The organism is Micromonospora sp. NPDC002389, assembly GCF_040296095.1.
GTDB lineage: Bacteria > Actinomycetota > Actinomycetes > Mycobacteriales > Micromonosporaceae > Micromonospora.
On sequence record NZ_JBEOWP010000001.1, the window covers coordinates 604396 to 630282 of the forward strand.

Sequence of the window (25887 nt, forward strand, 5' to 3'; positions counted from 1 at the left end):
AAACCGCTGCTCCGGATACCCTCGCTTCGGGCAGCAGGGCAGGGTGAGCGACGTGAGGGGGAGCAGGTGGCGCGCAGCCGCAAGGTGACCGTCAGCACCGACGTGCACGGGCACACCACCGGTTGGGCGCAGACCGAGCCCGCTCCCCCGGCCGCGCCCGATCCCCGCGCTGCGGCCTTCTTCGACGTGGACAACACGATGATGCAGGGCGCGTCGATCTACTGGTTCGCCCGTGGGCTCGCCGCCCGCAACTACTTCACCACCGGCGACCTGGCCCGGTTCGCCTGGCAGCAGTTGCGGTTCCGGCTGCTCGCCCGCGAGCACGCCGGCGACATGTCCCAGGCCAAGGAGGCCGCGCTCGCCTTCGTCGAGGGTTGGCGGGTCCAGGACGTCGAACGGCTGGCCGAGGAGATCTTCGACGAGTTGATGGCCCCGAGGATCTGGGCCGGTACCCGCCGGCTGGCGCAGGGCCACCTGGACGCCGGTGAGCGGGTGTGGCTGGTCAGCGCCGCCCCGGTGGAGATCGGCCGGGTGATCGCCACCCGGCTCGGGTTGACCGGCGCGATCGGTACGGTCGCCGAGATCGTCGACGGGGCGTACACCGGTCGGCTGGTCGGCGACCTGATGCACGGCCCGCTCAAGGCCGAGGCGGTCACCCAACTCGCCACGGTGGAGGGTCTCGACCTGAGCCGGTGCGCCGCATACAGCGACTCTGCCAACGACCTGCCGATGCTGTCGCTGGTGGGGCGCGCGGTGGCGGTCAACCCGGACGGCACGTTGCTGCGCCAGGCCCGGCAGCGCGGCTGGGAGGTACGCGACTTCCGCACCGGCCGACGGGCGGTCAAGATCGCTCTCCCGTCCACCGCCGCGGCGGGACTGGTGGCCGGAGCGGTCACCGCCGGGGTCGCCTTGCAGCGCCGCCGCCGCGCGGCCGACGCCACCTCCGGACGCACCCGACGCAACGCCGAGCCGTAGACGAGGTCGCCGCGTAGACCGGGTCGGCGTCCCGCTGTCGGGTCGTGGACGCGGGCCGACGCCACCGGGCCGGGGACGGCTACGGGCCGAACGGGTCCGGACGGCGTTCCAGCAGTTGGTGCACGGTCTGCTGGATGGTCTCCCGGACCTGGTCGGCGAGGTTGAACACGACCAGCGGGTCGTCCGCCGAGTCGACCAGGTGGGCCGTCGGGATCGGCGGGCAGAACTCGATCAGCCACTTGCTCGGCAGCGGCACCATGCCCAACGGCCCGAGCCAGGGGAAGGTCGGCGTCACCGGGAAATACGGAAGCTTGAGAAGTCGGGCGAGCGGCTTGAGGTCGGCGAGCATCGGATAGATCTCCTCGCCGCCGACGATGGCCACCGGGATGATCGGGGTGCCGGTGCGCAGTGCCGCCGACACGAAACCGCCCCGCCCGAAGCGTTGCAGCTTGTAGCGGTCCGCGTACAGCTTGCCGATGCCCTTGAAGCCCTCCGGGAAGACACCCACCAGCTCGCCGCCGCGCAGCAGTCGTTCGGCGTCCGGGTTGCAGGCCACCGTGCCACCGGTCTTGCGGGCGATCTCGGAGACCACCGGCATTCGGAAGACCAGGTCGGCGCCGAGCAGGCGGAGATACCGGTTGGCCGGGTGCTCGTGGTGCAGCGCCGTGGAGAGGATCAACGCGTCCAGCGCCACGGTGCCGGAGTGGTTGCCGACCACCAGCCCCGCCCCGTCGGCGGGTACGTTCTCCAGACCGGTGACCTCGGTCCGGAACCAGTCGCGATAGAGGCGACGCAGCAGCGGATGGAAGACCGCCTCGGTCAGCTCCGGGTCGAAGCCGAACTCGTCCACCTCGTAGTCGCCGGCCAGCCGTCGACGCAGGAACGCGAGCCCGCCCGCGACCCGTCGGTCCCAGACGTCACCGGTCCGGTCCGGCACCGCCGGCTCGGCGGGACGGTGCCCGTTGCGCCGCGCGGGGTCGAGGTCCGCCGACACCGGAGGCGGTACGGCGTACCGGTCGTCCAGGTGCGCCTCGTCGCGCTGCTCCTCCGGCCCGGTCACGAGCGCTCCCGTACGGCGGCCCGGGCCTGGCGGATGCTGTCGAGCACCATCTGCTCGGCGGCGGCCAACTGCTCCCGGGTCACCACGGCCCGGCCGTGGTGGGCGTTGATGAAGTCGTCGAAGGCGGCGGCGGTCGAGCGGGGGGTGAACCCGTACTCGCGCTCCAGGCGGGAGGTGTCCACCACCCGGCCGTGCACGAAGAGGTCGACCTGGTCGAGCCCGTACCGCCCGAAGCCCATCGTCCGGGCCAGCGCGATGGCACCGGCGACACCGGGCTCCAGCACCGGCACCGAGATCCGCCCGGCCCGCCGGATCGCCTGCGACAGCGACAGCACACCGCGGCCGGCGACGTTGTAGGTGCCCGGATGGTCCTCGACGACCGACCGGTGCACCACCTCCAGGGCGTCGTCGAAGTGCAGGAACTGCAACCGGGCGTCGCGGCCGAAGATGGTCGGCACCACCGGCTGGGAGAAGTACCGGGTCAGCGTGGTGTCGGCCGTCGAGCCGATGAAGGGGGCGAAGCGCAGCACCGTGGCGGTGACGTCGGAGCGGCGGCGACGGAACCCGCGGACGTACCCCTCGATGTCGAGGATGTCGCGGCCGAAACCGCCGCGCGGCACCTCGCGGGGTTCGGTCTCCTCGGTGAAGACGGCCGGGTCCCGGAACGACGCGCCGTACGCGGCGGTGGAGGACCGGACGACGATCTTGCGCAGGTGCGGCGCCCGCTGACAGGCGGCGAGGAGCTGCATGGTGCCGATGACGTTCTGTTCCTTCATCGCCGCGCGACCGCCGTGCTGCGAATCCGGGGCGCTGACCAGGGCCAGGTGCACCACGGTGTCGACGTCGAGGTCGGCGAGCAGGCCACCGATCGACCCGGCGTCCACCCGGACCCGTTCCACCTGCGCCAGCAGCTCGGCCACCTCGGGGCCGGGCTCGGCCAGGTCGACACCGATGACCCGGGCGATCCGGGGATCGGCGGCGAGGCGGGCGGCGACGTGCGCGCCGAGATAACGACTGACCCCGGTCACGACGACAACCCCCGGAGGGCTCGATGAGCCACCGGGGGTCATGTCTCGCACCTACCCCGGCCGCAGCGACCGAGCCGGGACAGCCACGGCCTGATCACCTGAGCCTCCGAGGGTCGACAGTTGGCAAGCGACGAATGCCGGGCCACGGCCCGGCACACGGTCACTTGCCGAGACGGCGACGCTGGACGCGGGTCTTGCGCAGCAGCTTGCGGTGCTTCTTCTTAGCCATGCGCTTGCGGCGCTTCTTGACCACCGAGCCCATACGAAAGCCTTTCGATGCAACGTGCGGCGCGACCGGCAAGACACCACGAATCCGTGGCGTCGGCGACCGCTTGCGGACAACGGACCGGACCGGCGGAGTGGGCGGCAGAGCGCACCAGCGGTCACGATCGCAAGTCCAGCGTAGCGGGGATGCGTCAGCAGGACCAACGCGCCCCCGGTCGATGCCCGTTCACCGGGCCCGCCGCGACCGGATCCGGCTCGCGGGTCAGGCGGTCTCCTGGAAGGCGCCACGGAGATATTCGTGCACCGCGTGCTCGGGCACCCGGAACGACCTGCCGACGCGTACGGCGGTCAGCTCACCGCTGTGCACGAGACGGTAGACCGTCATCTTGGAGACCCGCATGACCGTTGCCACCTCGGCGACGGTCAGGAACTTGACATCCGAGAGTCGACCATCGGATTGCGACCCGGCCATGGCTCACCGACCCATCCCATGCCCGGCGCGTGCCGCCACACGGGTCCTCCCGCGCGGCCGGCGACGCGCGTGTTACCAGTACGGTAGCGGGACGGCTGTGACCGGCGCGATCCCTTCCTGCAACTGATCATGATTCGATCGGCGCACCGGGGCGAAAAACCCCTGGTCGAGTGGATGTGAGCCGATCCGGCAACCGATCATCCTCGGCCACCTGACGGGAACCGTCACTCGGCGCGCAGCGCCACCACCGGGTCGAGCCGACCGGCCCGCTGCGCGGGCAGCACCCCGAAGACGATCCCGACCGCCGCCGAGACGCCGAAGGCCAGCGCCAGCGACCACCAGGTCACCGCCGCCGGGATCGGCGACACCGCGGCCACCAGCATTGCCCCGCCGACCCCGAGGGCCATCCCGGTGAGCCCGCCGACCGAGGTCAGCAGCACCGCCTCCAGCAGGAACTGCACGCCGATGTCGCGTGGACGGGCCCCGACCGCCTTGCGCAGCCCGATCTCCCGGGTCCGCTCGCGTACCGAGACGAGCATGATGTTGGAGACGCCGACGCCGCCGACCAGCAGCGAGATCCCGGCGATGGCAGCGAGTACGCCGGTCAGGATGCCGAGGATGTCACCCAGCACGCCGAGGATCTGCTCCTGGGTGACCGCGCTGAACTCGGTGCCCGGATGCCGGCCGTTCAACTCGGTGACGATCCGCTCGCCCAGTTCGTCGATGCGCTCCCGGTCCGGTGCCTTGACCGCGATCGCATCGACCCGCTGGGTGCCGTACAACCGTTGGGCCGCCGTCACCGGGATGTGCACCTCGTCGTCCCGGTCGACGCCGAGGCTCTGCCCCAGCGGGGTGAAGACGCCGATCACCCGGAACCGTACGCCGGCCACGTTGACCTGCTGGCCGACCGCCTCCCGGTCCGGGAACAGCGCCCGGGCCACCGAGTCGCCGAGCACCGCGACGCGGCGACCGGTGTCCACGTCGGAGCGGGTCAGGTAGCGGCCCCGACCCAACTCCCGGGCGAAGACCTCCGGGGTGGTCTCCAGCACCCCCTGCACGGTGGTGAAGTCCTCCCGGGTGCCGGCCCGTACGGTGGCGCCGGAGGCGACCGTCACGGCCACCCGACTCGGGTCCCCGACCACCCGGCCGACCGCGTCCACGTCCTTGAGGGTCAGCGGCGACACCGCCGGGGCGGACCCGACGTCGAGCCGCCCCGGCACGACCAGCAGCAGGTTGGAGCCGAGCCCCTCGACCTGCTGTTCCACCGTCTGCTTGGTGCCGGTGCCGATGGCCACCAGCAGCACCACCGAGGCGACACCGATGATCACCCCGAGCATGGTCAGCGCGCTGCGCATCCGGTTCGCGCGCAGCGCGTCCCAGGCCACCCGCCACGCCTCCGCCAGCCTCACCGGCGTATCCCGTCGCCGCCCTGGTCGGCCGCGCTGCCGGACGAGCCGGTCAGGCCACCGCCGGCCTGGTCCGGCGTACCGGCCGCGCTGTCCGCGACCATCACCCCGTCGCGCATCGTGATCCGGCGGCGGGCCCGGGCCGCCACCTCCGCGTCGTGGGTGACCATCACCAGCGCCACGCCGGACTCCGCGTTGAGCCGTTCCAGCAGTTCCAGAACGGCCGCGCCGGTGCTGCTGTCCAGGTTGCCGGTCGGCTCGTCGGCGAGCAGCACCGTCGGATCGGTGACCAGCGCCCGCGCGATCGCGACCCGCTGCTGTTCGCCGCCGGAGAGCTGGTTGGGCCGGTGGTCCAACCGGTGTCCCAGACCGACCCGCCCGAGCATCGCGGCGGCCCGGGTACGGCGTTCGCGGGCCCCCACCCCCCGGTAGACCAGGGGCAACGCCACGTTGTCCACCGCCGAGGTACGCGGCAGCAGGTGGAACGCCTGGAAGACGAATCCGATGGTCTCGTTGCGCAACCGCGCCAACTCGGGTGGGGCCAGCGCGCCGACCTGTCGCCCGCCGATCGCCAGCCGGCCACCGGTCGGCCGGTCGAGCCCGCCGAGCAGGTGCATCAGGGTGGACTTGCCCGAGCCGGACGGCCCGATCAGCGCCACGTAGTCACCGGCCGCCACGGTCAGCGTGACGCCCCGCAGGGCGGGTACGGAGATCCCGTCGAGCTGGTACGTCCGGGAGACGTCGACCGCCTCGATCGCCGGAGCCCGGCTCACCCGACCTCCTGGCCGTCCCGGACCTGGTCGGTGCCGCGCACCACGATCCGGTCGCCGGGCTGCACCCCGTCGACGATCTGCACCAGGTCCTGGCCCTGCACGCCGACGGTGACCGCCGCCTGGCCGGCCCGACCGTCGCGGATCACCCAGACCGTGTCCCGCCCGTCGACGGAGAAGACCGCCGAGGCGGGTACGGTCACCGCGTCCGCCGCCTCCCGGACCCGCAGCCGCAGCACCGCGTTCATGCCGGGGCGCGGCGCCGGTGCCGGTTCCGCCTCGCCGAAACGCCCCGGGCCCAGCGCGAGCCGGACCCGATAGCTGACCCCGCCCCGGGCCGAGGCGCTGGGCAGCACGTCGATCGACTTCACGGTGGCCTCGTACACCGCACCGGTCACCGCGTCCAGCTCCACCGTGCCGGTCAGCCCGGCCCGCACCAGCAGCACGTCGGTCTCGTCGACTTCGGCCAGCAGACCCAGCTCACCGGTGTCCACCACGGTCAGCACCGGCGTGCCGGCGGTAACCCGCCCACCGACCGGGACGGCGGTGTCCACGCCGGGCGGGGGTCCCGCCGGGGCGGCACCGAGCGCGGCCGGGTCCAGCCCGGGCGGCAGCCCGCCCGATCCGAGCAGACCGGCGAGCGCACCCGACGGATCACCGCCGGCAGCGACACCGCCCGGCTGCACGACCCCGGCGATCGGCGCACGCAAGGTCAACGCGTCGACGGTCGCCTTGGCCAGGTCGTACGCCTGCTGGGCCTGGAGGCGTTGGGCGGTGGCGAGCGCGCCGACGGCGGAGTTCAGGTTGCGGACGCCGCGCTGCACCTCACGTACCGCCTGGTCGGCGGTGCGGGCGGCGGAGTCGTACCGCTTCTGCGCGGCCTTGACCTGGGCCAGCAGTGCCTTGCGCAGCTCCGGGTCGCTGATCTTGCGGGCGGCGGCGCGGGCCGCCTCGTGCGCCTCGTCGGCCGCGCGGTCGGTGCCGCGCAGGCTGCCGGCGAGGTCGCCGCCACCACCGCCGGGCCCGGCCCGCTTGGCGGCGTTGAGCGCGGCGCGCGCCTGCCGGAGACGCTCCCGCGCGGCGGGCGACTCGACCACGGCGAGCACCTGGCCGCGCCGGACGCGCTCGCCCGGCTCGACGCGGAGGCTGGCCAGGGTGCCGTCGGCCGGGGCGGTCAGGGTGGCCGCCGCGCGGGCGGTGACGGTGGCCGGGGCGTCGATCTCCTCGGCCACCGGGGCGAGCGTGGCCGAGGCGAGTGAGATTGCCGGCGGGTCCCCGCCGCAGGAGGCGGCGCCGGTGAGGGTCAGGACGGCGACGGCGGTCAGGGCGGTGAGCAGGCGGGGCCGCGTGACTGCGGGCAGCCGCGGCGAGTCGGTGCGGCGCACCCGCCCATGCTACGAGTCGCCCCCGACGGATCTGCGGCACGCCGCCTGGTCAGCGCACCGTGGCGCGGATGTACGCGACGCACTCCCGGTGCAGGGTGCTCCACTCCTCGTCGAAGATCTCCTCGCTGACCTGTGCCGGCACGCGCAGGTCGTGCAGCACGGCCTTGACGAAGGCGCGCACCCGTTCCTCGCCGAACCGGTCGACGAAGTAGCGGACCGCCAGGAAGGCGGCGCCGTAGCTGCCGTTCACCTGCTCCTGCGGGGTGTCGGCGTCGGGCATCAGGGACTCCAGCTTCCCGTCCCAGTCGCCCTCGACCAGTTGGCGGACCGAGTCCAGCCCCTCGTACCGACCGACCGGCTGGCCGTCGACGCCCGCCTGCTCGGCCAGCCCCTCGCTCAGCCACCACGTCGACTCGTCCGCGTAGTCCTTCTCCGGCAGCGAGGCGGCGTGGGCCAACTCGTGCCGCAGCAACTCGTCCAGATAGGGGCCGTACTCGAAGCTCTCCGGGCCGAGCACGATCTCGTAGTGGCCGCCGCCGACGTTGATCGCGTACCCGGCGCCCCACTCCGGCTGCTCACCGCCGTACCAGCGTTTCCACTCCTTCGGCCCGGCGTAGAAGATCCGGTACCGGTCCGGCGGGTTGCCCGTCACCACGTACGCGTCGGCCACCGTCGCCGCCGCCTCGGCCCGCCGCAGCAGGCCCGGCAGCCGCGTGCGGTACGCCGGTGTAGTGGCCACGACGGTACGCTCGCCCACCTCCACCACCAGGTCGCTGACCTCCCAGGGCAGGCTGCCGGGCTGCCCGTTGGACCGGCCGTTCACCGGGTACGACGATTTCGACTTGGAGAACGCGAGCAGGCGGGGCTCCGCGCCGTCGCGCCACCGGGTCTCGATCACCACCGGGCTGGTCGTGCACTCCGGCAGCACGAAGCAGTACCGGAACTCGACCGGCAACCGCCATTCGCCCGCCCGCCCGGCCGAGGTGGGCAGCCCGCCCGGGCGCGCCTCCCAGCGGGTGACCTTGAGCGCGGTCAGCGCGGCGTACCGGCGGCGCAGGTCCTTCTGCGCGGCGGGTGCGGCGATCGCCAGGAAGCCGGCCCGGTCGCGACCGAGCAACGCGGCCGACTGCCGGTCCAACTGCACGGTGATCCGCTCGGCGACCTGCCGGGCGGCGATCGTGGTCGGGTTCTCGGTCGGCGAGGCGGCGGTGGCGGGCTTCCCGAGGTCGGTGTCCGGCAGCCCGCCGGCCAGCAGCACCACCGGCACGCCACAGGCCAGCACCAGTACGCCGGCGACCAGTGCCGTCCAGAGTGGCCATCGGCGGCGAGGGCTCCGGCCCGGCACGGGCGGCACGAACCCGGACGGTTCCAGCCCTCCCGGCGTCATCTGCGAGGGTGTCGTGTCGGCCGGCGTTGTCGCAGGCGGCCTCGTGTCGGCCGGCACGGTCTCAGGCGGCCTCGTGTCGGCCGGCGTCGGCTGCGCCGGCGCTGTGTCGGCCAGCCCGGCCGCAGGCGGTGTCGAGTCGGCCCGCGTCGGGTGGTCGCCGGCCGTGGTTCCCCCGTCGGTCACCGGCGCAGAGTACGGGTCCACCTGGCCGCGCGGAAGTGACGCCTCGTGGTGCGTCGGCGGGCGGGCCGACGGGTGGACGGGCCGACGCGGGTGAACGGGCCGACGCGGGTGGACGGGTGGACGGTCAGCCGGGGCCGGTTCCGGCGGGTCCGGGCCAACTCCGGTAGGCGACGCCGAGGGCGGTCACCATCTGGTCGAACGAGCGGTCGACCTCGCGCGGCAGGCCGAAGTCGCCGGCCGCCTCCAGCGACACGAAACCGTGCACGGCGGCGCGGAACATCCGGACCCCGTCCACCGCCGCCTCGCCCTCGATCCCGTACCCGCGCAGGATGGCGTAGACCACCTCCACCGCGCGTCGGCCGGCGACCACGTGCGCAGGGTCGTCCGGGTCCGGCACCCGCTGCGTCGCCGGGTAGCGGCCGGGATGGCGGCGGGCGTACGACCGGTAGGCGGCGGCGACGGCACGCAACGCGTCCTCGCCACTGCGACCGGCTGCGGCCGTGGTCATCTCGTCGGCGATCTCGGCGGTGGCGAGTGCGGAGAGCTGCTGCGCGAGCGCGTCGGCGCCCTTGACGTGCTTGTAGAGGCTGGGCAGCGCGACGCCGAGCCGGCCGGCCAGCGCGGCGAGGGTGAGCTTGTGATAGCCGACCTCGTCGGCCAGCCGGGCCGCCTCGCGGACCACCACCTGGGGGTTGAGCCCGGCCCTAGGCACGATCGATCACCGCGAGGAACTCGGACAGCTCACCGGCCATCGCCTCGGGCCGGTCGGCGTGCGGGTAGTGCCCGGCCTCGCTGATCATGCGCGCCTCGGCGACCGGGAAGAGTCGTCGGGCGGCACGCGCCTCGGCGGCAGGGTCGGCGAAGTCCGGGTCCTTCGTGCCCATCAGCACCAGCACCGGCTGCCGCACCCGGGGCGCGACGGCGGTCCAGTACGGCTCGACCGGGACGATCAGGCCGCGTACCGCCGCCATCCGGCCGGGCCGGCGCAGCGCGGCCACCATCGCCTTGCGGTACGCCGCGTCGTCGGCGGGCCGGTGGACCGGGAAGAGAGTCCGGTGGAACAGCCCGAACAGGCGGGCACTGCGCAGCACCGCACCGATGGCCAGCCGCATGAACGGGTTGAGCTTGCGCTGCTCGACGAACGCGCCGACCAGCACGATGCCCTCGACCAGCTCCGGTGCCTCCGTCGCGGCGAAGACGACGGCCGCCCCGCTGGACGAGTTGCCGACCAGCGTGGCCGGGCCACCGCCGAGGTCCCGGACCACCGCCAGCAGGTCGGCGCCGACCTCCGCTGGGGCGTACGACGGCCAGCCGACGCTGGAGTCGCCATGCCCCCGGACGTCGACCGACGCCACCCGGTAGCCCGCCGACACGAGCAGCGGGACCAAGTGACGGTAGGAGTGGCGGTTCTCCCCCATGCCGTGCGACAGGACGACCAGCGGCCCCTGCCCGTGTACCTCGTAGGCGACGCGTCCACCGCCATGCTCGACAAAGCTAACAGTCATAGCCAAAAAGCTAACCCCATTAGCTAAATTCGTCAAGGCGACGGCCCCGGATCGTCGGTCGACGGTCCGGGGCCGATGGACGGTTACTTGCCGGGCAGCCGGGCTGGTTCTGTGCGGCCGGGCTGGTTCTGTGCGGCCGGGCCGACTCCGGGCGGCCGGGTTACTTCCGGGAGGCCACGGCGCGGGCGAAGAAGGCCAGGTTGGCGGGGCGCTCAGCGAGCCGGCGCATCAGGTAGCCGTACCAGTCGTCGCCGTAGGGCACGTAGGTGCGGACCGTGTAGCCCTCGCCGACCAGGCGGGCCTGCTCCTCCGGCCGGATGCCGTAGAGCATCTGGAACTCGAAGCCGTCGGATCCCCGGTCGAACCAGCGCGCCCGGTCCTCGCCGATGGCGATCAGACGCGGGTCATGGGTGGCCAGCATCGGGTAGCCGTCGCCGGACATCAGGATGTTCATGCACCGGACGTACGACTTGTCCACCTCGCGGGACGACTGGTACGCCACCGATTCCGGCTCCTTGTAGGCGCCCTTGCACAACCGGACCCGCGATCCGGCCGAGGCCAGCTCACGGCAGTCCGACTCGGTCCGCCGCAGGTACGCCTGGAGCACCGCCCCGGTCGACGGGAAGTCCTTGCGCAGGTTGGCCAGGACGTCCAACGTCGAGTCGGTGGTGGTGTGATCCTCCATGTCCAGCGTGACGGTGGTGCCGGCATCGGCGGCGGCGGTGCAGATCGCGCGTGCGTTGTCGTACGCGAGGTGCTCGTCGAAGGTCTGGCCGAGCGCGGACAGTTTGACGCTCACCTCGGCGGCCGGGGTGAGGCCCGCCTCGGCGAGACTCCGCAGCAGGGCGAGATACTCGTCCCGGGTGGCGTTGGCCTGCTCGGGGGTGACGGTGTCCTCACCGAGGTTGTCGAGGGTGACCGCGAGACCGTCGCCGACGAGTGCGCGGGTCACGCGCAGCGCGTCGTCGGTCCCGGCGCCGGCGACGAACCGGCGCACGACGTCCCGGGAGAACGGGGCCGTCGCGACGAGCCGCTCGACCCGGGTTGACCGGGAGGCGGCGAGGATGACGGAACGGAGCATGAGCCGAGCGTAACGCCCGAGCCACCCCCCAGCGCGCCCCGCCCGAGGTGAAGGAAGGGCCCCTTATTAACACTCAGGAGTGAGAGGGGAACCCTTCTATACCTGAGGCGTTAACAGGGGGCCCTTCCTTACACCCAGCCCGCACACCCAGCCCGCGCACCCACCCCACGCACCCAGCCCGCGCACACGATCCGCGCACCCGGACCCCGGGCGACGGGCGTGGCGTGCATCGGTTACAACGATGAACGTGGAAAACCGCCCCCGCCGCCGACTCCGGTCGGCCTCCGTGCAGCTCGGCGCACTCACCGCCCTCGCGCTCGCCCTCTCCGGCTGCAACATGTCCTCCGACGACGACGATGACGACTGCGCCATGGGCCCGTCCGGAGGCGGTGAGACAGTCGCCCTGGCCCTGCACACCCCGACACCGTCGGCGGCCACGGCCGTCAACCGAGGGGCTCCGGAGCCGGTCGCCGCGTCCGTGCCCGACCGGGGCGGCTTCGGCACCCATCTCGCCTCCTGCGGCGGCTGAGCGTGCGCCGGGAGCAGGTCACCCCGCGACCCGACTGGGACGCGACCATCCGCGCGCAGGGGCTGGTGTACGTCGACACCGAGCTGCCCGACGGCGGGGTGATGTCGTACTGGGACGAGACCGCCGCGTACGCCTTCGAGCTGGACGAGGTGCTGCGGCTGGAGGAGGCCACCGAGGAGCTGCACCGGATGTCGGTCGCCGCCGCCGAACACGTGGTGGCCCGCAACCGGTACGCCGAGTTCGGCATCCCGCAGTGGGCGGTCGAGGCGGTGGCCCGGTCGCTGCGGGAGACGCCGCCGACCCTCTACGGCCGGTTCGACCTCTGGTACGACGGTAGTTGGCCGCCGAAGCTGCTGGAGTACAACGCGGACACCCCGACCGCGCTGGTCGAGGCGAGCATCATCCAGTGGTACTGGCTGGAGCACACCCGCCCGGAGCTGGACCAGTGGAACAGCCTGCACGAGCGGCTGGTGGGCGCCTGGGCGAAGATCGGCACCGGTCTGCACGACCGCCGGGTGCACGTGGTCTGGTCGAACGAGGAGGAGAGCGGCGAGGACCACATGACCGCCGGCTACCTGGCCGAGACGGCCCGCCAGGCCGGGCTGGACGTGGAGCTGCTGCCGATCCAGGAGATCGGCTGGGACGGCCGCCGCTTCGTCGACACCGCCGGGCAGCCGGTCACCACCTGTTTCAAGCTCTACCCGTGGGAGTGGATGCTGGCCGAGCCGTACGGGCCGTTGGCGCTGGACCCGGGTACGCCGACCACCTGGATCGAGCCGGCCTGGAAGCTGCTGCTGTCCAACAAGGCGCTGCTGGCCGTGCTCTGGGAGCTGTACCCGGGGCACGAGCTGTTGCTGCCGGCGTACCTGGACTCGCCGCGCGGTATGACCGAGTACGTCGCCAAGCCGTTGCTCGGCCGGGAGGGCGCAGCCGTACGGATCGTCACGGAAAGTGAGGAGATCACGAATCCGGGCGACTACGGCAGTGAGGGATTCTGCTATCAGGAGTTTCGGGCACTGCCCGAATTCAACGGAAGTCACCTGGTCCTGGGCGCGTGGGTGGTGGACGGCGAATCGGCGGGGGCGGGGCTACGGGAGAGCGCCAGTCTGATCACCGACGGTTACGCCAGGTTTCTCCCGCACTACATCGACGCGCCACGTCCGGGATGAGTCGTCTACCGTTGGAGTGTGAACTTCGACGCGTACGCCCGGACCGGAGTTGACCTCGTCAACGCCCGCCTGGACGACCTCGACGACCTGCGGGCCATCTTCTGCGACGACCACGAGTGGATGCGCGACGAGGTCGCGGAGCGGGATCTGGCCACCTTCCGGCGCGCACAGAAGCGGTTGCGGGACGTCTTCGAGTACGGCACCACCGGGCGGGACGGCGAGGCGGTCGCCGAGCTGAACTCGCTGCTGGAGGTCCATCCGGTGCAGCCGCGCATCTCGGGGCACGACTCCAGCGACTGGCACATGCACGCGACCGGCCGGGGCGCCTCGGTCAGCTCGGAGTACCTGGCCGGCGCGGTCTGGGGCCTGTCGGTCTGGCTCTGCGAGTACGGCAGCGCCCGGTTCGGGGTCTGCGCCGACGACCGCTGCGGCAACGTCTACCTGGACACCTCGTCGAACTGCTGCCGCCGGTTCTGCTCGGAACGCTGCGCCACCCGCTCGCACGTGGCCGCCCACCGCGCCCGCAAGCGGGCCGCCGTGCCGGCCCAGAGCGACCCGTTGACCTCGGTGTCCTGACCGCCCCTGCGGCCGACCGGCCGAGGTCAGGCCACCGCGCCAACCGACCGGCCGAGGTCAGGCCGCCGGCCGGCCGAGCTGCCCAGGTCGGGCCACCGCGCCGGCCGACCTGCTGAGGCCGCCGCGCTGGACGCGGCCGAGGTCAGGCCGCCTCGACCGGGGACGGCGTGTTCAGGTGCTGGCGGGCGAAGGCCAGCGCCTCCCGCAGGTCCGCCTCGCGCACCTGACGACTCTTCGCGCCCCGGGTGGTCACCTCGACCGCCACCGAGCCGGTGAAACCCCGCCCGGCCAGCGAGCGCAGCAGCTCGGCGCAGGGCTGCGTGCCGCGTCCGGGCACCAGGTGCTCGTCGCGTCCCTCGCCGGTGCCGTCACCGAGGTGCACGTGCGCCAGCCCGGCGCCCATCCGGTCGGCCATCTCCAGCGCGTCGGTGTGCGAGGCGGCGCAGTGCGACAGGTCGAGCGTGTACGACCGGTATCCCGTCTCGGTCGGGTCCCAGCCCGGTGCGTACGGCACGAACTGCCGCCCGGCCATCCGCACCGGGTACATGTTCTCCACCGCGAAGCGCAGCCCGCCGAACTCGTCGGCCACCGTGTCCAGCCCCTCGGCGAAGGTGCGGGCGTAGTCCCGCTGCCAGGTGAACGGTGGGTGCACCACCACGGTCGGCGCGTGGAGCGTCTCGGCCAGCACCGCCGCCCGCCGCAGCCGCTCCCACGGGTCGGTGCTCCACACCCGCTGCGTCACCAGCAGGCAGGGGGCGTGCACGCTGAGCACCGGTACGCCGTAGTGGTCGGCCAGCCCGCGCAGCGCGCCGGCGTCCTGGCTGACAGCGTCGGTCCAGACCATCACCTCGATCCCGTCGTAGCCGAGCTCCGCGGCGAGCTGGAACGCCGCCGCGGTCCGCTCAGGGAAGACCGAGGAACTGGAGAGGAGCACCGGGACGCGGGAAGTCACACCACCGAGGGTAGCCGCCGGCCGTTACACCAATCAGACGATAATCCGTGAATCGGATTCTCCGGACAGCCGGGCTCACACCGGTCGCGTACCCCGCTCACACCGCGTCCACCTCCGGCGCGAGCCGATCCAGCCGGTCCAGGATCACACCCTCCCGCAGCGCCCAGGGGCAGATGTCCACCGAGTCGACCCCGAGCCGGCGCATGACCGTCTCGGCCACCACGGCACCGGCCAGGAGCTGGTGCGACCGGCCGGCGCTCACCCCCTCCAGCTCGACGAGCTGGGCCGGTGGGATGTGCCGGATGAAGCCGAGCACCTGCCGCAGCCCGGACCGGGTCAGTCGGCGTTTGGCCCAGAGCCCGGCACCACTGGGCGCGGCACCGGCGAGCCGGGCCAGGGTGCGGAACGTCTTGGAGGTGGCCACCGAACGGTCCCAGCCCACCTCGGTCATCCGCTCGGCCACCGGCTCCAGCAGGCCGTCGACGTACTCGCGCAGCTCGTCCACGGTCTCCGGCGCGGGCGGGCGGTCACTGCACGGGTCCACGCCGAGCCGGTCCCGGGTCAGCCGGCCGGCACCCAGCGGCAACGAGACCGCCAGATCCGGGTCCTCGTCGATACCGGCCGCGATCTCCAGGGAGCCACCGCCGATGTCCAGCACCAGCAGTCGACCGGCGGACCAGCCGAACCACCGCCGCACCGCGAGGAACGTCATCCGCGCCTCGTCCGCGCCGGGCAGGACCTCCAGGCGTACGCCGGTGGCGTCCCGGACCCGGGCCAGCACCTCGGCGGCGTTGGTGGCCTCGCGTACCGCCGAGGTGGCGAAGGCGAGCAACTCGTCCACGCCCAGCGCGGCGGCCGAGGCGCGGGCTGCCCCGACGGCCTCGACCAGGGCGTCCGCACCCGTGTCCCGGAGCGCGCCGTCCGGGCCGATCTGCTCGGCGAGCCGCAGCACCGCCTTCTCCGAGTGCGCCGGCCACGGGTGCGCCCCGCGATGGGCGTCCACCACCAGCAGATGCACCGTGTTCGAACCGACATCGAGGACACCCAGTCGCATGGGGAAACACTAGGGGAGATCGGATCGCGTCACTCACCGGCCATCCCCGTACACCACGCGTACGCTGGGCCGAGTGACAGGGCAGATCGAACTCCGCGTGCTGGTGGACGACCCGACGGACCCCCGCAGCCGTGAGGTGCCGCTGGACTTCCCTCGGGAGTGGATCGAGTTCGTCGACCCGGCCGACGAGCGGCACCTGATCCGGGCCGACCTCACCTGGCTGCTGTCCCGCTGGACCTGCGTCTTCGGGCAGGGATGCCACGGCATCATCGCCGGCCGTTCCGCCGACGGCTGCTGCTCGCACGGCGCGTTCTTCACCGACACCGACGACGAGAAGCGGGTACGCGGCGCGGTGAAGCGGCTGACCCCGCAGACCTGGCAGCACTACCGACGCGGCACCAAGAACTGGACCGAGAACGACACCGTGGACGGCAAGAACCCGGCGCGGCGTACCGCCACCCAGGGGCCGGACGCACCGTGTGTCTTCCTCAACGACGCCGACTTCCCCGGGGGCGGCGGATGCGCGCTGCACGCCCAGGCGCTGCGCGACGGGGTGCACCCGCTGGAGTACAAGCCGGACGTCTGCTGGCAGTTGCCGGTCCGCCGGGACCAGGAGTGGGTGAAGCGGCCGGACAACACCAAGGTGCTGGTCTCCACGCTGGCCGAGTTCGACCGGCGGGGCTGGGGCGCGGGCGGGCACGACCTCGACTGGTGGTGCACCTCCTCCACCGACGCCCACGTCGGCAGCGAGCCGATGTACGTCTCCTACGGGCCGGAGCTGACCGCCCTGGTCGGCGCCGCCGCGTACGCCCGGTTGGCCGAGCTCTGCGCGGCGCGGATCCGGCAGGGCCTGGTCGCACCGCACCCGGCCGACCCGGCCTGACGGCCGGTCGCCGGCCGGCGGATCACGGCTCGAACTTGTAGCCAAGACCGCGCACAGTCACGATGTGGCGCGGGGTGGACGGCTCCGGCTCGATCTTGGAGCGCAGGCGCTTGACGTGTACGTCGAGCGTCTTGGTGTCGCCCACGTAGTCGGCGCCCCAGACGCGGTCGATCAACTGTCCCCGGGTGAGCACCCGGCCGGCGTTGCGCAGCAGCAGTTCGAGCAGCTCGAACTCCTTGAGCGGCAACTGCACCGCGCCACCGTCGACGGTCACCACGTGCCGTTCGATGTCCATCCGGACCGGGCCGGCGGCCAGCGTCGGCATGCCCGACTCGGTCGTCTCGGGGGTCTGTCGGCGCAGCACCGCCCGGATCCGGGCGACCAGCTCACGGGGCGAGTACGGCTTGGTGACGTAGTCGTCGGCACCGATCTCCAGGCCGACCACCTTGTCGATCTCGCTGTCCCGCGCGGTGACCATGATGATCGGCACGTGCGACCGCTGCCGGAGCTGCCGGCAGACCTCGGTCCCGGACATCTCCGGCAGCATCAGGTCGAGCAGGACGATGTCGGCCCCGGTCCGGTCGAACTCGGTCAGCGCCGACGTGCCCGTGGCGGCCACGGAGACCTCGAACCCCTCCTTGCGGAGCATGTACGACAGGGCGTCGGAGAAGGACTCCTCGTCCTCGACCACCAGTACGCGGCTCAACGGTGTTTCCTTTCGATCCGGGTCGGACCGGGCGGGGAGCCCGGTCTGATCCATGTGTGGTCAGACCTGCCGGAGGTCGGCCGGACCGGCCTCGATCCCAGCAACCGGCAGTGACGCCAGCAGATCGTCCGGCGGTCGGGCCGGCAGCCGGAGGGTGAACGTCGACCCACCACCAAGAGTGCTCGTCACGTCCACCCGGCCGCCATGGTTGCTCGCGATGTGTTTGACGATGGCCAGCCCCAGGCCGGTGCCGCCGGTGGAGCGGGACCGGGCCTGGTCGGCCCGGTAGAACCGCTCGAAGATCCGGTCCACGTCGGTGGGCGCGATCCCGATGCCCTGGTCCGCCACGGCGATCTCCACGTGGTCGTCGGTGGCCCGCGTGGTGATCCGTACCGTGGTGTCCTCGCCCGAGTAGTTCACGGCGTTCTCCACCAGGTTCGCCACCGCCGTGGCCAGTTGGCTGTCGCTGCCGTACACGGTCAGCCCCCGGCCGGAGTCGGCCGTCACCTGGATCCGGCGGGCGGCGGCCGTGGTCCGGGTCCGGTCCACCACCTCGGAGATGACCCAGTCGAGCGCGACCGGCTCCGGCGCCGGCTGCGGCTCGGCGCCCTGGAGCCGCGTCAGCTCCAGCAACTCCTGCACCAGCCGCCCCAACCGGGTCGACTCGTGCTGGATCCGCTCGGCGAACCGCCGGGCCGCCACCATGTCCTCGGAGAGGTCCGGCCGGTCCCCGTCGGGTGGTTCGGTGGCGTCGAGCAGCGCCTCGGCGAGCAGTTGCAGCGCGCCGATCGGGGTCTTCAGCTCGTGGCTGACGTTGGCCACGAAGTCGCGCCGCACCCGGGCCAGCCGGTGCGACTCGGTCACGTCGGTCGCCTCCACGGCGATGTAGCCGCCGCCCAGGCCCATCGCCCGCAGGTGCACGCCGAGCGGGTTGTCCCCGACGTTGTCGCGGCCCCGGGGCAGGTCCAGCTCGATCTCGCGGCGGACGCCGGTACGACGTACCTGACCGGCCAGCGTACGGACCAGCGGGTGGGCGATGATCGAGCCCGGGCGGCCACCGGTACGCAGCAGGCCCAGCGCCCGGGCCGCCGGATTGACGAGTACGGGTACGTCCTCGGGGTCGAGCACCACCACTCCGGCGCGCAGCGAGTCGATCGCGCGGCGGCCGAGCCCGACCTGCACCTCGTCGGCGATCGTGTGCCTCCCCCTACCGAGCCGGAGACCGGCCCACCCACGTCCGGCGGAGCCCGCCGACCGGCGCGCCGCCGGGACGAACCGGGACAGCAACAGTCCGGCGACCACGCCGACCACCAGGGCCGAGGCCACTCCCACCGTCACCGCCCACGTCACCCGGCGATCGTAGGGTCATTGTTAACCCGGCTACCGTACGGAACGGGACGAAGCACTCTCACTTCCGGGAAAGTTCACCTGCGCGTCCGGCTCAGTTCATCGGCGTTCACCTGGGGTCCTCCCGGTGCTCCTAGCTTGGGCGGCGTACCTGCACGAACCCTCGCCGGCACGTGCCGGCGCCGACCGACAGGACGTGAGTATGCGCGACGAGTTCCGGGCCGATCTCGACACGGTCAGCCAGATGCTGGTGGAGATGGCCGAGGGGGTACGGGCGGCGCTGCGCCAGGCGACCCGGGCCCTGCTCACCGCCGACCGGCAGGCGGCCGAATCGGTGATCGCGGGCGACGCCGGGATCGACGCGCTCTACCGGCAGGTGGAGGAGCGGGTCTGTGACCTGCTGGCCCGCCAGGCGCCGGTCGCCTCCGACCTGCGTGCCATGATCACCGCGCTGCACGTCGCCGCCGACCTGGAACGGATGGGCGACCTGGCCGACCACGTCGCCAAGACCGCGCTGCGCCGGCACCCGTCGCCGGCCGTGCCGGCGGAACTGCGGCCGGTCTTCACCGACATGGCCGGCATCGCCGACCGGATGGCCGAGAAGATCGCCTCCGTGCTGGCGCGTCCGGACGCCACCGTCGCCGCCGAGTTGGACGGCGACGACGACGCGATGGACGAGCTGCACAAGGGGCTGTTCGGGGTGCTGCTCGGCGAGGACTGGCCGTACGGCGTGGAGACGGCCATCGACGCCACCCTGCTCGGGCGCTTCTACGAGCGGTTCGCCGACCACGCGGTGAACAGCGGCGAGCACGTCGTCTACCTGATCACCGGCGAGCCCGTAACCCCGGCCTGAGACCGAAGGAAGGGTCCCCTGCTAACGCCTCGTGCATAGCAGGGGACCCTTCCTAACATTCAGGCCCGACGGGCAGGGTGCGATCAGCGACCCTGGTTGGCCACCGCGGCGGCGGCGGCCTTGGCGGCCTCCGGGTCGAGGTACGTGCCGCCCAGCGTCTGCGGACGCAACTGCGGGTCCAGGTCGTAACGCAGCGGGATCCCGGTCGGGATGTTCAGCTTGGCGATCGCCTCGTCGCTGATCTGGTCCAGGTGCTTCACCAGCGCCCGCAGCGAGTTGCCGTGCGCCGCCACCAGCACGGTCCGGCCGGCCAGGATGTCCGGCACGATCGAGTCGTACCAGTACGGCAGCATCCGCTCGACGACGTCCTTGAGGCACTCGGTACGCGGCATCAGCTCGGTCGGCAGCAGCGCGTACCGGGGGTCGCCGACCTGCGACCACTCGTCGTCGTCCGCGATCGGCGGCGGCGGGGTGTCGTACGAGCGGCGCCAGAGCATGAACTGCTCCTCGCCGTACTCGTTCAGGGTCTGCTTCTTGTCCTTGCCCTGCAGGGCGCCGTAGTGCCGCTCGTTGAGCCGCCACGACCGGCGCACCGCGATCCAGTGCCGGTCGGCGGCGTTCAACGCCAGTTCGGCGGTGCGGATGGCGCGGCGCATCACGCTCGTGTGCACCACGTCGGGGAGCAGGTCGTGCTCGCGCAGCAGCTCGCCGCCGCGGCGCGCCTCGTTCTCCCCCTTCTCGGTCAGGTCCACGTCGACCCAGCCGGTGAAGAGGTTCTTGGCGTTCCAGTCGCTTTCGCCGTGCCGCAGCAGGACCAGCGTCCCGACGGTGGGTCCCTCGCTAGCTGTCATGCGGATCATCCTGCCGCAACCCGTGAGTGGACGCGCGGGAAGGGGGGTGACGACCACCACGTGGAAAACGGGGTGACCGGGCTTCCGGCCGACATCTAAGTTGTAAGGGATCATCTCGATCATTGGTCATTACCGAAACGGGGGTGCGCCGAGGTGCGCGCGATACGGGGCTGGTTCCGGGACACCACAGGCGGGCTACCGAAGACGTTCTGGTATCTCTGGACCGGGACGCTGATCAATCGCCTCGGCTCGTTCGTCCTCGTCTTCCTCGCCATCTACCTGACCCAGGAACGCGGCTTCTCGGCCTCGCAGGCGGGCCTGGTGATCGGCGCGTGGGGCGTCGGCGGCGCGGTCGGCACCACCATCGGCGGTACGCTCACCGACCGCTGGGGACGGCGACCCACCCTGCTCACCGCCCACCTCGGCGCGGCGACCATGATGCTCGCCCTTGGCTTCGCCCGGGACCTGTCGACCATCGCGGCGGGCGCGCTGCTGCTCGGCCTCTTCGCCGAGGCAGCCCGGCCGGCGTTCGGCGCGATGATGATCGACGTGGTGCCGGAGCGGGACCGGCTGCGCGCGTTCTCGCTCAACTACTGGGCGATCAACCTCGGCTTCGCCTGCGCGGCGGTGCTGGCCGGCTTCGCCGCCCAGGCCGGTTACCTGCTGCTGTTCGTGGTCAACGCGTCGACCACGCTGGTCACCGCACTGATCATCTTCATCCGGGTGCGGGAGACCCGCACCGTCACCGTGGGCGTGCCCCGCGACGGCAAGCGCACCGGCGCGCTGCGCACCATCCTCACCGACCGGGTGTACCTGGGCTTCGTGGCCCTGAACCTGCTCGGTGCGCTGGTCTTCCTCCAGCACATCTCGATGCTGCCGATCGCGATGGCCGACTCCGGCCTGAGCCCGGCCACGTACGGCTCGGTGATCGCGCTCAACGGGGTCCTCATCGTCGCCGGCCAGCTCTTCGTACCCAGGCTCATCCGGGGCCGCAACCGCTCGCACGTGCTCGCCCTGGCCGCGGTGGTGATGGGCGTCGGCTTCGGACTGACCGCCTTCGCCGACGTGGCCTGGTTCTTCGGGCTCACCGTGCTGATCTGGACGCTGGGCGAGATGCTCAACTCGCCGTCCAACGCCACCCTCATCGCCGAGCTCTCCCCCGGCGAGCTGCGCGGCCGCTACCAGGGCGTCTTCTCGCTCTCCTGGCAGCTCGCCGGAGCGGCCGCGCCGATCCTCGGCGGCCTGGTGCGGGAGCAGGCCGGCAACGCCACGCTCTGGCTGGGCTGTGCCGCCATCGGCGCCGTGATGGCCGTCGGCCACCTGGTCTCCGGGCCGGCCCGGGAGCGGCGTGCGCTGGCGTTGCGTACCGCCGGTGCCGCCCCCGTGGTGACCCTCCAGTCGACCGCACCGCAGCCGGCGGCACCCCAGGCGGCCGAGCCGGTGGCGACCGGCAAGAGCTGAGTCCGCCCCCTCGCGCCGCACCGCCGACCTGCTCGGGCAAGATCTGTTAGGTGTCCGAACAGATCGAGGAGGTCGGGGTGCGGGCCGCAGACCAGCACGACGGCGGTACGCCCACCGGGCCGCGCCGCTGGCTCGCCGACACCGCAGGAGGATTGCCCGCCACCTTCTGGTACCTCTGGGCCGGGCTGCTGATCAACCGGGCCGGCGCGTTCGCGATGCTGTTCCTGTCGCTCTACCTGACCGCCGCCCGAGGGGCCAGCGAGTCGCTGGCCGGGGTGGTCGTCGGGGCGTACGGCGCCGGTGGGGCGGCCGGGGTGCTGCTCGGCGGGGTGCTGGCCGACCGCTGGGGACGACGGTCGACCCTGGTGTTCGCGCACCTGGTCACCGCCGGGCTGATGGTCGCGTTGGCGCTGAGCCAGCACCTCGCGGTGATCGCGGCACTCGCCCTGCTGGTCGGCGTGACGCACTCGATGCCCAGCCCGGCGTTCGTCGCGGCGATCGTCGACGTGGTGCCGGAACACCGCCGATCGCGCGCCTTCAACCTCCAGTTCTGGGCGTTCAACCTGGGCATGGCGGTGGCCTCGCTGCTCGCCGGGCTGCTGGCCGAGGCGAGCTACGTCGCGCTCTTCCTGGTGGACGCCGCCGCCACGCTGGCCACCGCGTTGCTGATCGCGTGGAAGGTCCCGGAGACGCTGCCCGCCAGGTCGACAACCGCAGCGGGTACGCCACCACCGCCGCTGACATCCGTCCGGCTCCGACAGCGTCGCCCCGGCCTGCACACCGCGCTGGCCGACCGGCACTTCCTGGTCTTCGTCGGGCTGACCTTCGTGCTGGCCGTACTGACCATGCAGGCGTCGACGATCATGCCGCTGGCGATGCGCGCGGACGGGCTCGGCCCGTCGGCGTACGGCACGGTGGTGGCCCTCGGCGGGGTGCTGATCGTGCTGGGGCAACTCTTCGTACCCCGGCTCATCGACCGGCACCGCAAGGGCACCGTCCTGGCCGTCTCCACGGCACTGCTGGCGGTCGGCTTCGGTGCGTTGGCCCTCGCCGACGACCTCGCGTTCTACCTGGGTGCGTGTGTGGTCTGGACGGTCGGCTCCATGCTGGCCGCGCCGCCGAACGCGCAGATCAACGCCGACCTCGCACCGCCGGCCCTGCGAGCCCGCTACCAGTCGGTGTTCTATCTGGCCTTCCCGGCGGCGTCGTTCGTGGCGCCGACGCTCGGCGGGTTCAGCCTCCAGCAGTGGGGCGACGGGCACTGGCTGATCGTCGGCGCGCTCGGGCTGGCGGCGGCCGGTGGCCACCTGCTCGCCGGGCCGCCTCGGGAACGCCGGGTGGCCGCGCTGCGGCAGGCCACGGCGGAACCGGTCGGCACCTCGGTCACCGCCGCATCCTGAACAGCGCCTGCCGGCGGCCCCGGGATCTGGTCGTCGACGCCTGCGCGCGCTGTCCGCCACACGCGTGGTGCCCGGTACGCGGGGCGTACCGGGCACTCGCGTCGTACGACCGGCGGCGGCGGGCGGCACTCACCCCCGTAAGCGACGCCCGCTCGCGCCGCCGGTCCAAACAGGTGGGGCACCGTCCCCCAACGGTGTTGATCCACCCGTCCCCCGACACCCCACTCGGTGCACGGACCTGATCGATCCGCCGCTCCCCCGAACGGTTCCGAGCGTGGCGCGGTGTAATAAAGCTAGTTCGGCCAGCAGGGGCTATTCAACTCGAACGGCTGTCTTACCCGTCACAACGCGCAGTTCCGGCCCCCGGACCAGCACGTTTGCCCCTACTTGGCGCCAACAGCGGGTACCCGACCGCGATTCCCGCAAACCTCAGCCGTCCTCTCGATCGGGTGACTCGGTACGGAAGAAGTTGCTCTGCCGACCGTCCCGCATCTGCTCCTGGAAGATCAGGTTCAGCCGCCGCAGATCGAAGGTGTGGAACCACTCCTCCCAGGTGATCTCGCGGATTCGGCTGCTCTCCCGGTACCCCGGGATGTTGAACGTCAGCACCCCGGCCCGACCCTCCCGCTCGGTGCCGCTGATGGTCGCCGGCTTCGCGCCGCGCGCCCGGGCCCACCGCTGGATCACCTCGTGGTTGGTGGTGACCAGGCTGCGACCGGGACGCTCCGGCCGATCCTGGAGCGAGGCGATGACCTGGGACGACCGGGTCGACCGCGCGGTCGACTTACCGGTACGCACCGCACCGCCCCGCGACGACGCGGCCTTCGCGACCCCGGCCCGACCCGACGTGCTCGTACGGGCCGTGGTGCTCTTGCGGGCCGTGGACGTGCTCTTGTGTGCGGCGCCGGTCGTCTTCCGGGCCGTACCCGACGTCGCCTTCCGGGCCGTGGTCGCGTTCCGGGCCGTGGTCGCGTTCCGGGCCGTGGTCGCCTTCCGGGCCGTCGTTGCCTTCCGGGCCGTGGTCGCCTTCCGGGCCGTCGTCGTCTGGCGGGCCGGAGTCGTCTTGCGGGCGGTGGTCGTCTTGCGGGCCGGACCCGAGGTGGTCCTGCGGGCCGTCGTTGCCTTCCGGGCGGTGGTCGCCTTCTGGGCCGGCCCCGACGTGGTCTTGCGGGCCGTCGTCGTCTTGCGGGCCGGGGTCACCTTGCGGGCGGTGGTCGCCTTCCGGGCCACGGTGGTGGTCTTCCGGGCCGGGGTGGTGCTCCGGGCCGCAGCGGTGTTCTTGCGAGCGGTGGTGGTGCTCTTGCGGGCGGTGGCCGCCTTGCGGGCCGTGGCGGTCGTCGCCTTCCGGGCCGACGTGGCCCGCTTCGCGGGTGCCGCCTTCGCCCGGCCCGGCGCGGTACGGGTCGACGTGGTCTGCCGGGTCCCGGCCGCCTTCGTGGCCTTGGCCCGACCGGCCGGGCCGCTGCTGCGGCGGGCGGCACCACCCGACCGCATGGTCTTCGCCAGCGTCTTCACCAGTTCGGGCTTGCGCAACGCGGAGATCCCCGAGACGCCGTACCGCCGCAACTGGCCCCGGATGTCCTCCGCCCGCATCTGCGAGATCTCCGACTCCGACATCCGGGCGATGCTGCTGTTTCGTCGTGTGGTGCTGGTCGCGGTCCCGCCGCGACCCGAGCTGCTTCGCTGAGCCATGGACGCTCACGCTCCTCGACACTCGGTCTCGGCGCGGCGGGTCCCAACGCCGCACCGCGCGGTGCGGCGGCTTACCCGTCAGGAGCGATCCGAATCCCCGTACGTGCCGTGGTGCAGGCCGCGTTGATCGGGTCGGCGCTCAACCTGCTGGACGGCTCGTCCTGCTGCGGAAACGTCTCGCCCTGCGACGCCGACGGCTGACAGTGCGGACCGCTCGGCGTACGGAGATGTCTCACCCTGCGGAGACAGCTCGGCATGCGAGACGGGTCGCCCTGCCACCGCGACGGCTCGACCTACGGAGACGGCTCGGCCTGCGGAGACGGCTCGAAGAGGTGCGCGAAGGCGGCGAGGTTCGCGGTGGATTCGCCCCGCTTGACCCGCCACTCCCACTCCCGCCGGATCGAACTGCCGAAGCCGATCTCCAGCATCGTGTCGAAGGACTCGTCGGCGTAGGTGAGTACCGCGCCGAGCAGTCGGTCGAGTTCGTCGGCGTCGACACCGGCGGGGTTGACCCGACCGGTCAGGTAGACGTCGCCGACCGCGTCGACGGAAAACGACACCGCGTACATCCGGGCGTTGCGCTGCAACAGCCAGGCCCACAGTTCCTCGCGCCGCTCGTCCGGCTGGCGCATCACGAACGCCTCGATCCGCAGCGCGTGCTCGCCGACGATCAGGTTGCAGATCGTCTTGAGCTTGTGCGTACCGGGCAGGGTCACCGCGTACGACCCCGGGCCGGTGGACTCCCAGTCCAACTCCCGCTCGGCGCAGACCGACTCGATCAGGGCCCCAAGGTCACTCATCGGATCAACTCTACGGCCGGCACTGTCCGTGCGCTGTGCTGCCGAGGTGTTAGGAAGGGACCCCTGCTATGCACGAGGCGTTAGTAGGGGTCCCTTCCTTACACGCAGCCCGCACACGCAGCCGTTACACGGAACCG

At 72.3% G+C, this 25887-nt stretch carries 25 protein-coding genes and 1 pseudogene; 8 read left to right on the top strand and 18 right to left on the bottom strand.

The annotated features are described in order from the left end of the window. The first annotated feature begins 66 nt into the window (after positions 1-66). Positions 67-975, top strand: a complete 909-nt coding sequence (locus ABT008_RS02785; protein WP_350693025.1) for an HAD family hydrolase — start codon at positions 67-69, stop codon at positions 973-975. Between the two features lie 79 nt (positions 976-1054). Here ABT008_RS02785 and ABT008_RS02790 read toward each other — a convergent pair whose 3' ends face one another. From ABT008_RS02790 to ABT008_RS02840, 11 genes and pseudogenes are all read right to left on the bottom strand, one after another. Then, the gene (locus ABT008_RS02790; RefSeq protein ID WP_350693190.1) at positions 1055-1912 is read right to left on the bottom strand and encodes a lysophospholipid acyltransferase family protein; all 858 of its coding nucleotides are present in this window, start codon (positions 1910-1912) and stop codon (positions 1055-1057) included. Between the two features lie 119 nt (positions 1913-2031). Continuing rightward, entirely contained in the window at positions 2032-3105 is a 1074-nt protein-coding gene (locus tag ABT008_RS02795; protein WP_350693027.1) for an NAD-dependent epimerase/dehydratase family protein, read from the bottom strand. Between the two features lie 118 nt (positions 3106-3223). Beyond that, complete coding sequence (locus tag ABT008_RS02800; RefSeq protein ID WP_007465623.1) at positions 3224-3325, bottom strand: 30S ribosomal protein bS22; 102 nt, start codon at positions 3323-3325, stop codon at positions 3224-3226. 225 nt (positions 3326-3550) lie between these two features. After that, on the bottom strand, positions 3551-3760 hold the full coding sequence (locus ABT008_RS02805; RefSeq protein WP_091079691.1) for a helix-turn-helix domain-containing protein: 210 nt from the start codon (positions 3758-3760) through the stop codon (positions 3551-3553). Positions 3761-3984: 224 nt separating this feature from the next. Continuing rightward, positions 3985-5169, bottom strand: coding sequence for an ABC transporter permease (locus ABT008_RS02810; protein ID WP_350693029.1), 1185 nt, complete (start codon positions 5167-5169; stop codon positions 3985-3987). Continuing rightward, positions 5123-5939 (bottom strand): annotated as a pseudogene (locus ABT008_RS02815) (ABC transporter ATP-binding protein); the annotation flags it as partial. The pseudogene ABT008_RS02815 and the gene ABT008_RS02810, both read right to left, overlap by 47 nt. Beyond that, on the bottom strand, positions 5936-7321 hold the full coding sequence (locus ABT008_RS02820; protein ID WP_350693032.1) for an efflux RND transporter periplasmic adaptor subunit: 1386 nt from the start codon (positions 7319-7321) through the stop codon (positions 5936-5938). The pseudogene ABT008_RS02815 and the gene ABT008_RS02820, both read right to left, overlap by 4 nt. Before the next feature lie 49 nt (positions 7322-7370). Further along, the gene (locus tag ABT008_RS02825; protein WP_350693034.1) at positions 7371-8708 is read right to left on the bottom strand and encodes a hypothetical protein; all 1338 of its coding nucleotides are present in this window, start codon (positions 8706-8708) and stop codon (positions 7371-7373) included. Between the two features lie 307 nt (positions 8709-9015). Continuing rightward, a complete protein-coding gene (locus ABT008_RS02830; RefSeq protein ID WP_350693036.1) occupies positions 9016-9603 on the bottom strand; it encodes a TetR/AcrR family transcriptional regulator in 588 nt (195 codons plus the stop codon). Further along, the gene (locus ABT008_RS02835; protein ID WP_350693038.1) at positions 9596-10396 is read right to left on the bottom strand and encodes an alpha/beta fold hydrolase; all 801 of its coding nucleotides are present in this window, start codon (positions 10394-10396) and stop codon (positions 9596-9598) included. The genes ABT008_RS02830 and ABT008_RS02835 overlap by 8 nt, the downstream gene beginning before the upstream one ends. Before the next feature lie 160 nt (positions 10397-10556). Then, entirely contained in the window at positions 10557-11477 is a 921-nt protein-coding gene (locus ABT008_RS02840) for a proline dehydrogenase family protein (protein WP_350693039.1), read from the bottom strand. A 241-nt stretch (positions 11478-11718) separates the two neighbouring features. Here ABT008_RS02840 and ABT008_RS02845 point away from each other — a divergent pair, with 241 nt between their 5' ends. From ABT008_RS02845 to ABT008_RS02855, 3 genes are read left to right on the top strand one after another with little or no spacing between them, the layout of a single operon-like run. Next, positions 11719-12006: a hypothetical protein gene (locus tag ABT008_RS02845; protein ID WP_350693041.1), complete on the top strand. Its 288-nt coding sequence runs from the start codon at positions 11719-11721 to the stop codon at positions 12004-12006. 2 nt (positions 12007-12008) lie between these two features. Then, positions 12009-13175, top strand: coding sequence for a glutathionylspermidine synthase family protein (locus tag ABT008_RS02850; protein WP_350693043.1), 1167 nt, complete (start codon positions 12009-12011; stop codon positions 13173-13175). An 18-nt stretch (positions 13176-13193) separates the two neighbouring features. Further along, positions 13194-13751: a CGNR zinc finger domain-containing protein gene (locus ABT008_RS02855; RefSeq protein WP_350693045.1), complete on the top strand. Its 558-nt coding sequence runs from the start codon at positions 13194-13196 to the stop codon at positions 13749-13751. A gap of 142 nt (positions 13752-13893) precedes the next feature. Here the strand turns inward: ABT008_RS02855 and ABT008_RS02860 are convergent, their stop codons facing one another. Both ABT008_RS02860 and ABT008_RS02865 read right to left on the bottom strand, forming a co-directional pair. Continuing rightward, on the bottom strand, positions 13894-14703 hold the full coding sequence (locus ABT008_RS02860) for a sugar phosphate isomerase/epimerase family protein (RefSeq protein WP_350693046.1): 810 nt from the start codon (positions 14701-14703) through the stop codon (positions 13894-13896). Between the two features lie 97 nt (positions 14704-14800). Beyond that, positions 14801-15757, bottom strand: a complete 957-nt coding sequence (locus tag ABT008_RS02865; protein ID WP_350693047.1) for a Ppx/GppA phosphatase family protein — start codon at positions 15755-15757, stop codon at positions 14801-14803. A gap of 73 nt (positions 15758-15830) precedes the next feature. Between ABT008_RS02865 and ABT008_RS02870 the strand changes: the two genes are divergently transcribed. After that, complete coding sequence (locus ABT008_RS02870) at positions 15831-16640, top strand: DUF3109 family protein (RefSeq protein ID WP_350693049.1); 810 nt, start codon at positions 15831-15833, stop codon at positions 16638-16640. A 22-nt stretch (positions 16641-16662) separates the two neighbouring features. Here the strand turns inward: ABT008_RS02870 and ABT008_RS02875 are convergent, their stop codons facing one another. Both ABT008_RS02875 and ABT008_RS02880 read right to left on the bottom strand, forming a co-directional pair. Beyond that, on the bottom strand, positions 16663-17346 hold the full coding sequence (locus ABT008_RS02875) for a response regulator (protein ID WP_350693050.1): 684 nt from the start codon (positions 17344-17346) through the stop codon (positions 16663-16665). Positions 17347-17406: 60 nt separating this feature from the next. Then, positions 17407-18696: an ATP-binding protein gene (locus ABT008_RS02880; RefSeq protein WP_350693052.1), complete on the bottom strand. Its 1290-nt coding sequence runs from the start codon at positions 18694-18696 to the stop codon at positions 17407-17409. Between the two features lie 199 nt (positions 18697-18895). Between ABT008_RS02880 and phoU the strand changes: the two genes are divergently transcribed. After that, the gene (phoU, locus tag ABT008_RS02885; RefSeq protein WP_350693054.1) at positions 18896-19546 is read left to right on the top strand and encodes a phosphate signaling complex protein PhoU; all 651 of its coding nucleotides are present in this window, start codon (positions 18896-18898) and stop codon (positions 19544-19546) included. 83 nt (positions 19547-19629) lie between these two features. Here phoU and ABT008_RS02890 read toward each other — a convergent pair whose 3' ends face one another. Next, a complete protein-coding gene (locus ABT008_RS02890) occupies positions 19630-20397 on the bottom strand; it encodes a phosphoglyceromutase (protein WP_350693055.1) in 768 nt (255 codons plus the stop codon). Positions 20398-20550: 153 nt separating this feature from the next. Between ABT008_RS02890 and ABT008_RS02895 the strand changes: the two genes are divergently transcribed. Both ABT008_RS02895 and ABT008_RS02900 read left to right on the top strand, forming a co-directional pair. Then, the gene (locus tag ABT008_RS02895) at positions 20551-21858 is read left to right on the top strand and encodes an MDR family MFS transporter (protein ID WP_350693056.1); all 1308 of its coding nucleotides are present in this window, start codon (positions 20551-20553) and stop codon (positions 21856-21858) included. Between the two features lie 50 nt (positions 21859-21908). Beyond that, positions 21909-23258: an MFS transporter gene (locus tag ABT008_RS02900; RefSeq protein ID WP_350693058.1), complete on the top strand. Its 1350-nt coding sequence runs from the start codon at positions 21909-21911 to the stop codon at positions 23256-23258. A gap of 429 nt (positions 23259-23687) precedes the next feature. Here the strand turns inward: ABT008_RS02900 and ABT008_RS30435 are convergent, their stop codons facing one another. Both ABT008_RS30435 and ABT008_RS02915 read right to left on the bottom strand, forming a co-directional pair. Beyond that, the gene (locus ABT008_RS30435) at positions 23688-24458 is read right to left on the bottom strand and encodes a hypothetical protein (protein ID WP_502890331.1); all 771 of its coding nucleotides are present in this window, start codon (positions 24456-24458) and stop codon (positions 23688-23690) included. 785 nt (positions 24459-25243) lie between these two features. Beyond that, positions 25244-25750, bottom strand: a complete 507-nt coding sequence (locus ABT008_RS02915; RefSeq protein ID WP_350693060.1) for a type III secretion system chaperone family protein — start codon at positions 25748-25750, stop codon at positions 25244-25246. Between the last annotated feature and the right edge of the window lie 137 nt (positions 25751-25887).

Excerpts from the sequence above, each read along its gene's own strand:
- ABT008_RS02795 (WP_350693027.1), bottom strand. The coding sequence starts at position 3,105 with ATGACCCCCGGTGGCTCATCGAGCCCTCCGGGGGTTGTCGTCGTGACC.
- ABT008_RS02800 (WP_007465623.1), bottom strand. The coding sequence starts at position 3,325 with ATGGGCTCGGTGGTCAAGAAGCGCCGCAAGCGCATGGCTAAGAAGAAG.
- ABT008_RS02805 (WP_091079691.1), bottom strand. The coding sequence starts at position 3,760 with ATGGCCGGGTCGCAATCCGATGGTCGACTCTCGGATGTCAAGTTCCTG.
- ABT008_RS02825 (WP_350693034.1), bottom strand. The coding sequence starts at position 8,708 with ATGACGCCGGGAGGGCTGGAACCGTCCGGGTTCGTGCCGCCCGTGCCG.
- ABT008_RS02835 (WP_350693038.1), bottom strand. The coding sequence starts at position 10,396 with ATGACTGTTAGCTTTGTCGAGCATGGCGGTGGACGCGTCGCCTACGAG.
- ABT008_RS02840 (WP_350693039.1), bottom strand. The coding sequence starts at position 11,477 with ATGCTCCGTTCCGTCATCCTCGCCGCCTCCCGGTCAACCCGGGTCGAG.
- ABT008_RS02845 (WP_350693041.1), top strand. The coding sequence starts at position 11,719 with ATGAACGTGGAAAACCGCCCCCGCCGCCGACTCCGGTCGGCCTCCGTG.
- ABT008_RS02865 (WP_350693047.1), bottom strand. The coding sequence starts at position 15,757 with ATGCGACTGGGTGTCCTCGATGTCGGTTCGAACACGGTGCATCTGCTG.
- phoU (WP_350693054.1), top strand. The coding sequence starts at position 18,896 with ATGCGCGACGAGTTCCGGGCCGATCTCGACACGGTCAGCCAGATGCTG.
- ABT008_RS02890 (WP_350693055.1), bottom strand. The coding sequence starts at position 20,397 with ATGACAGCTAGCGAGGGACCCACCGTCGGGACGCTGGTCCTGCTGCGG.
- ABT008_RS02915 (WP_350693060.1), bottom strand. The coding sequence starts at position 25,750 with ATGAGTGACCTTGGGGCCCTGATCGAGTCGGTCTGCGCCGAGCGGGAG.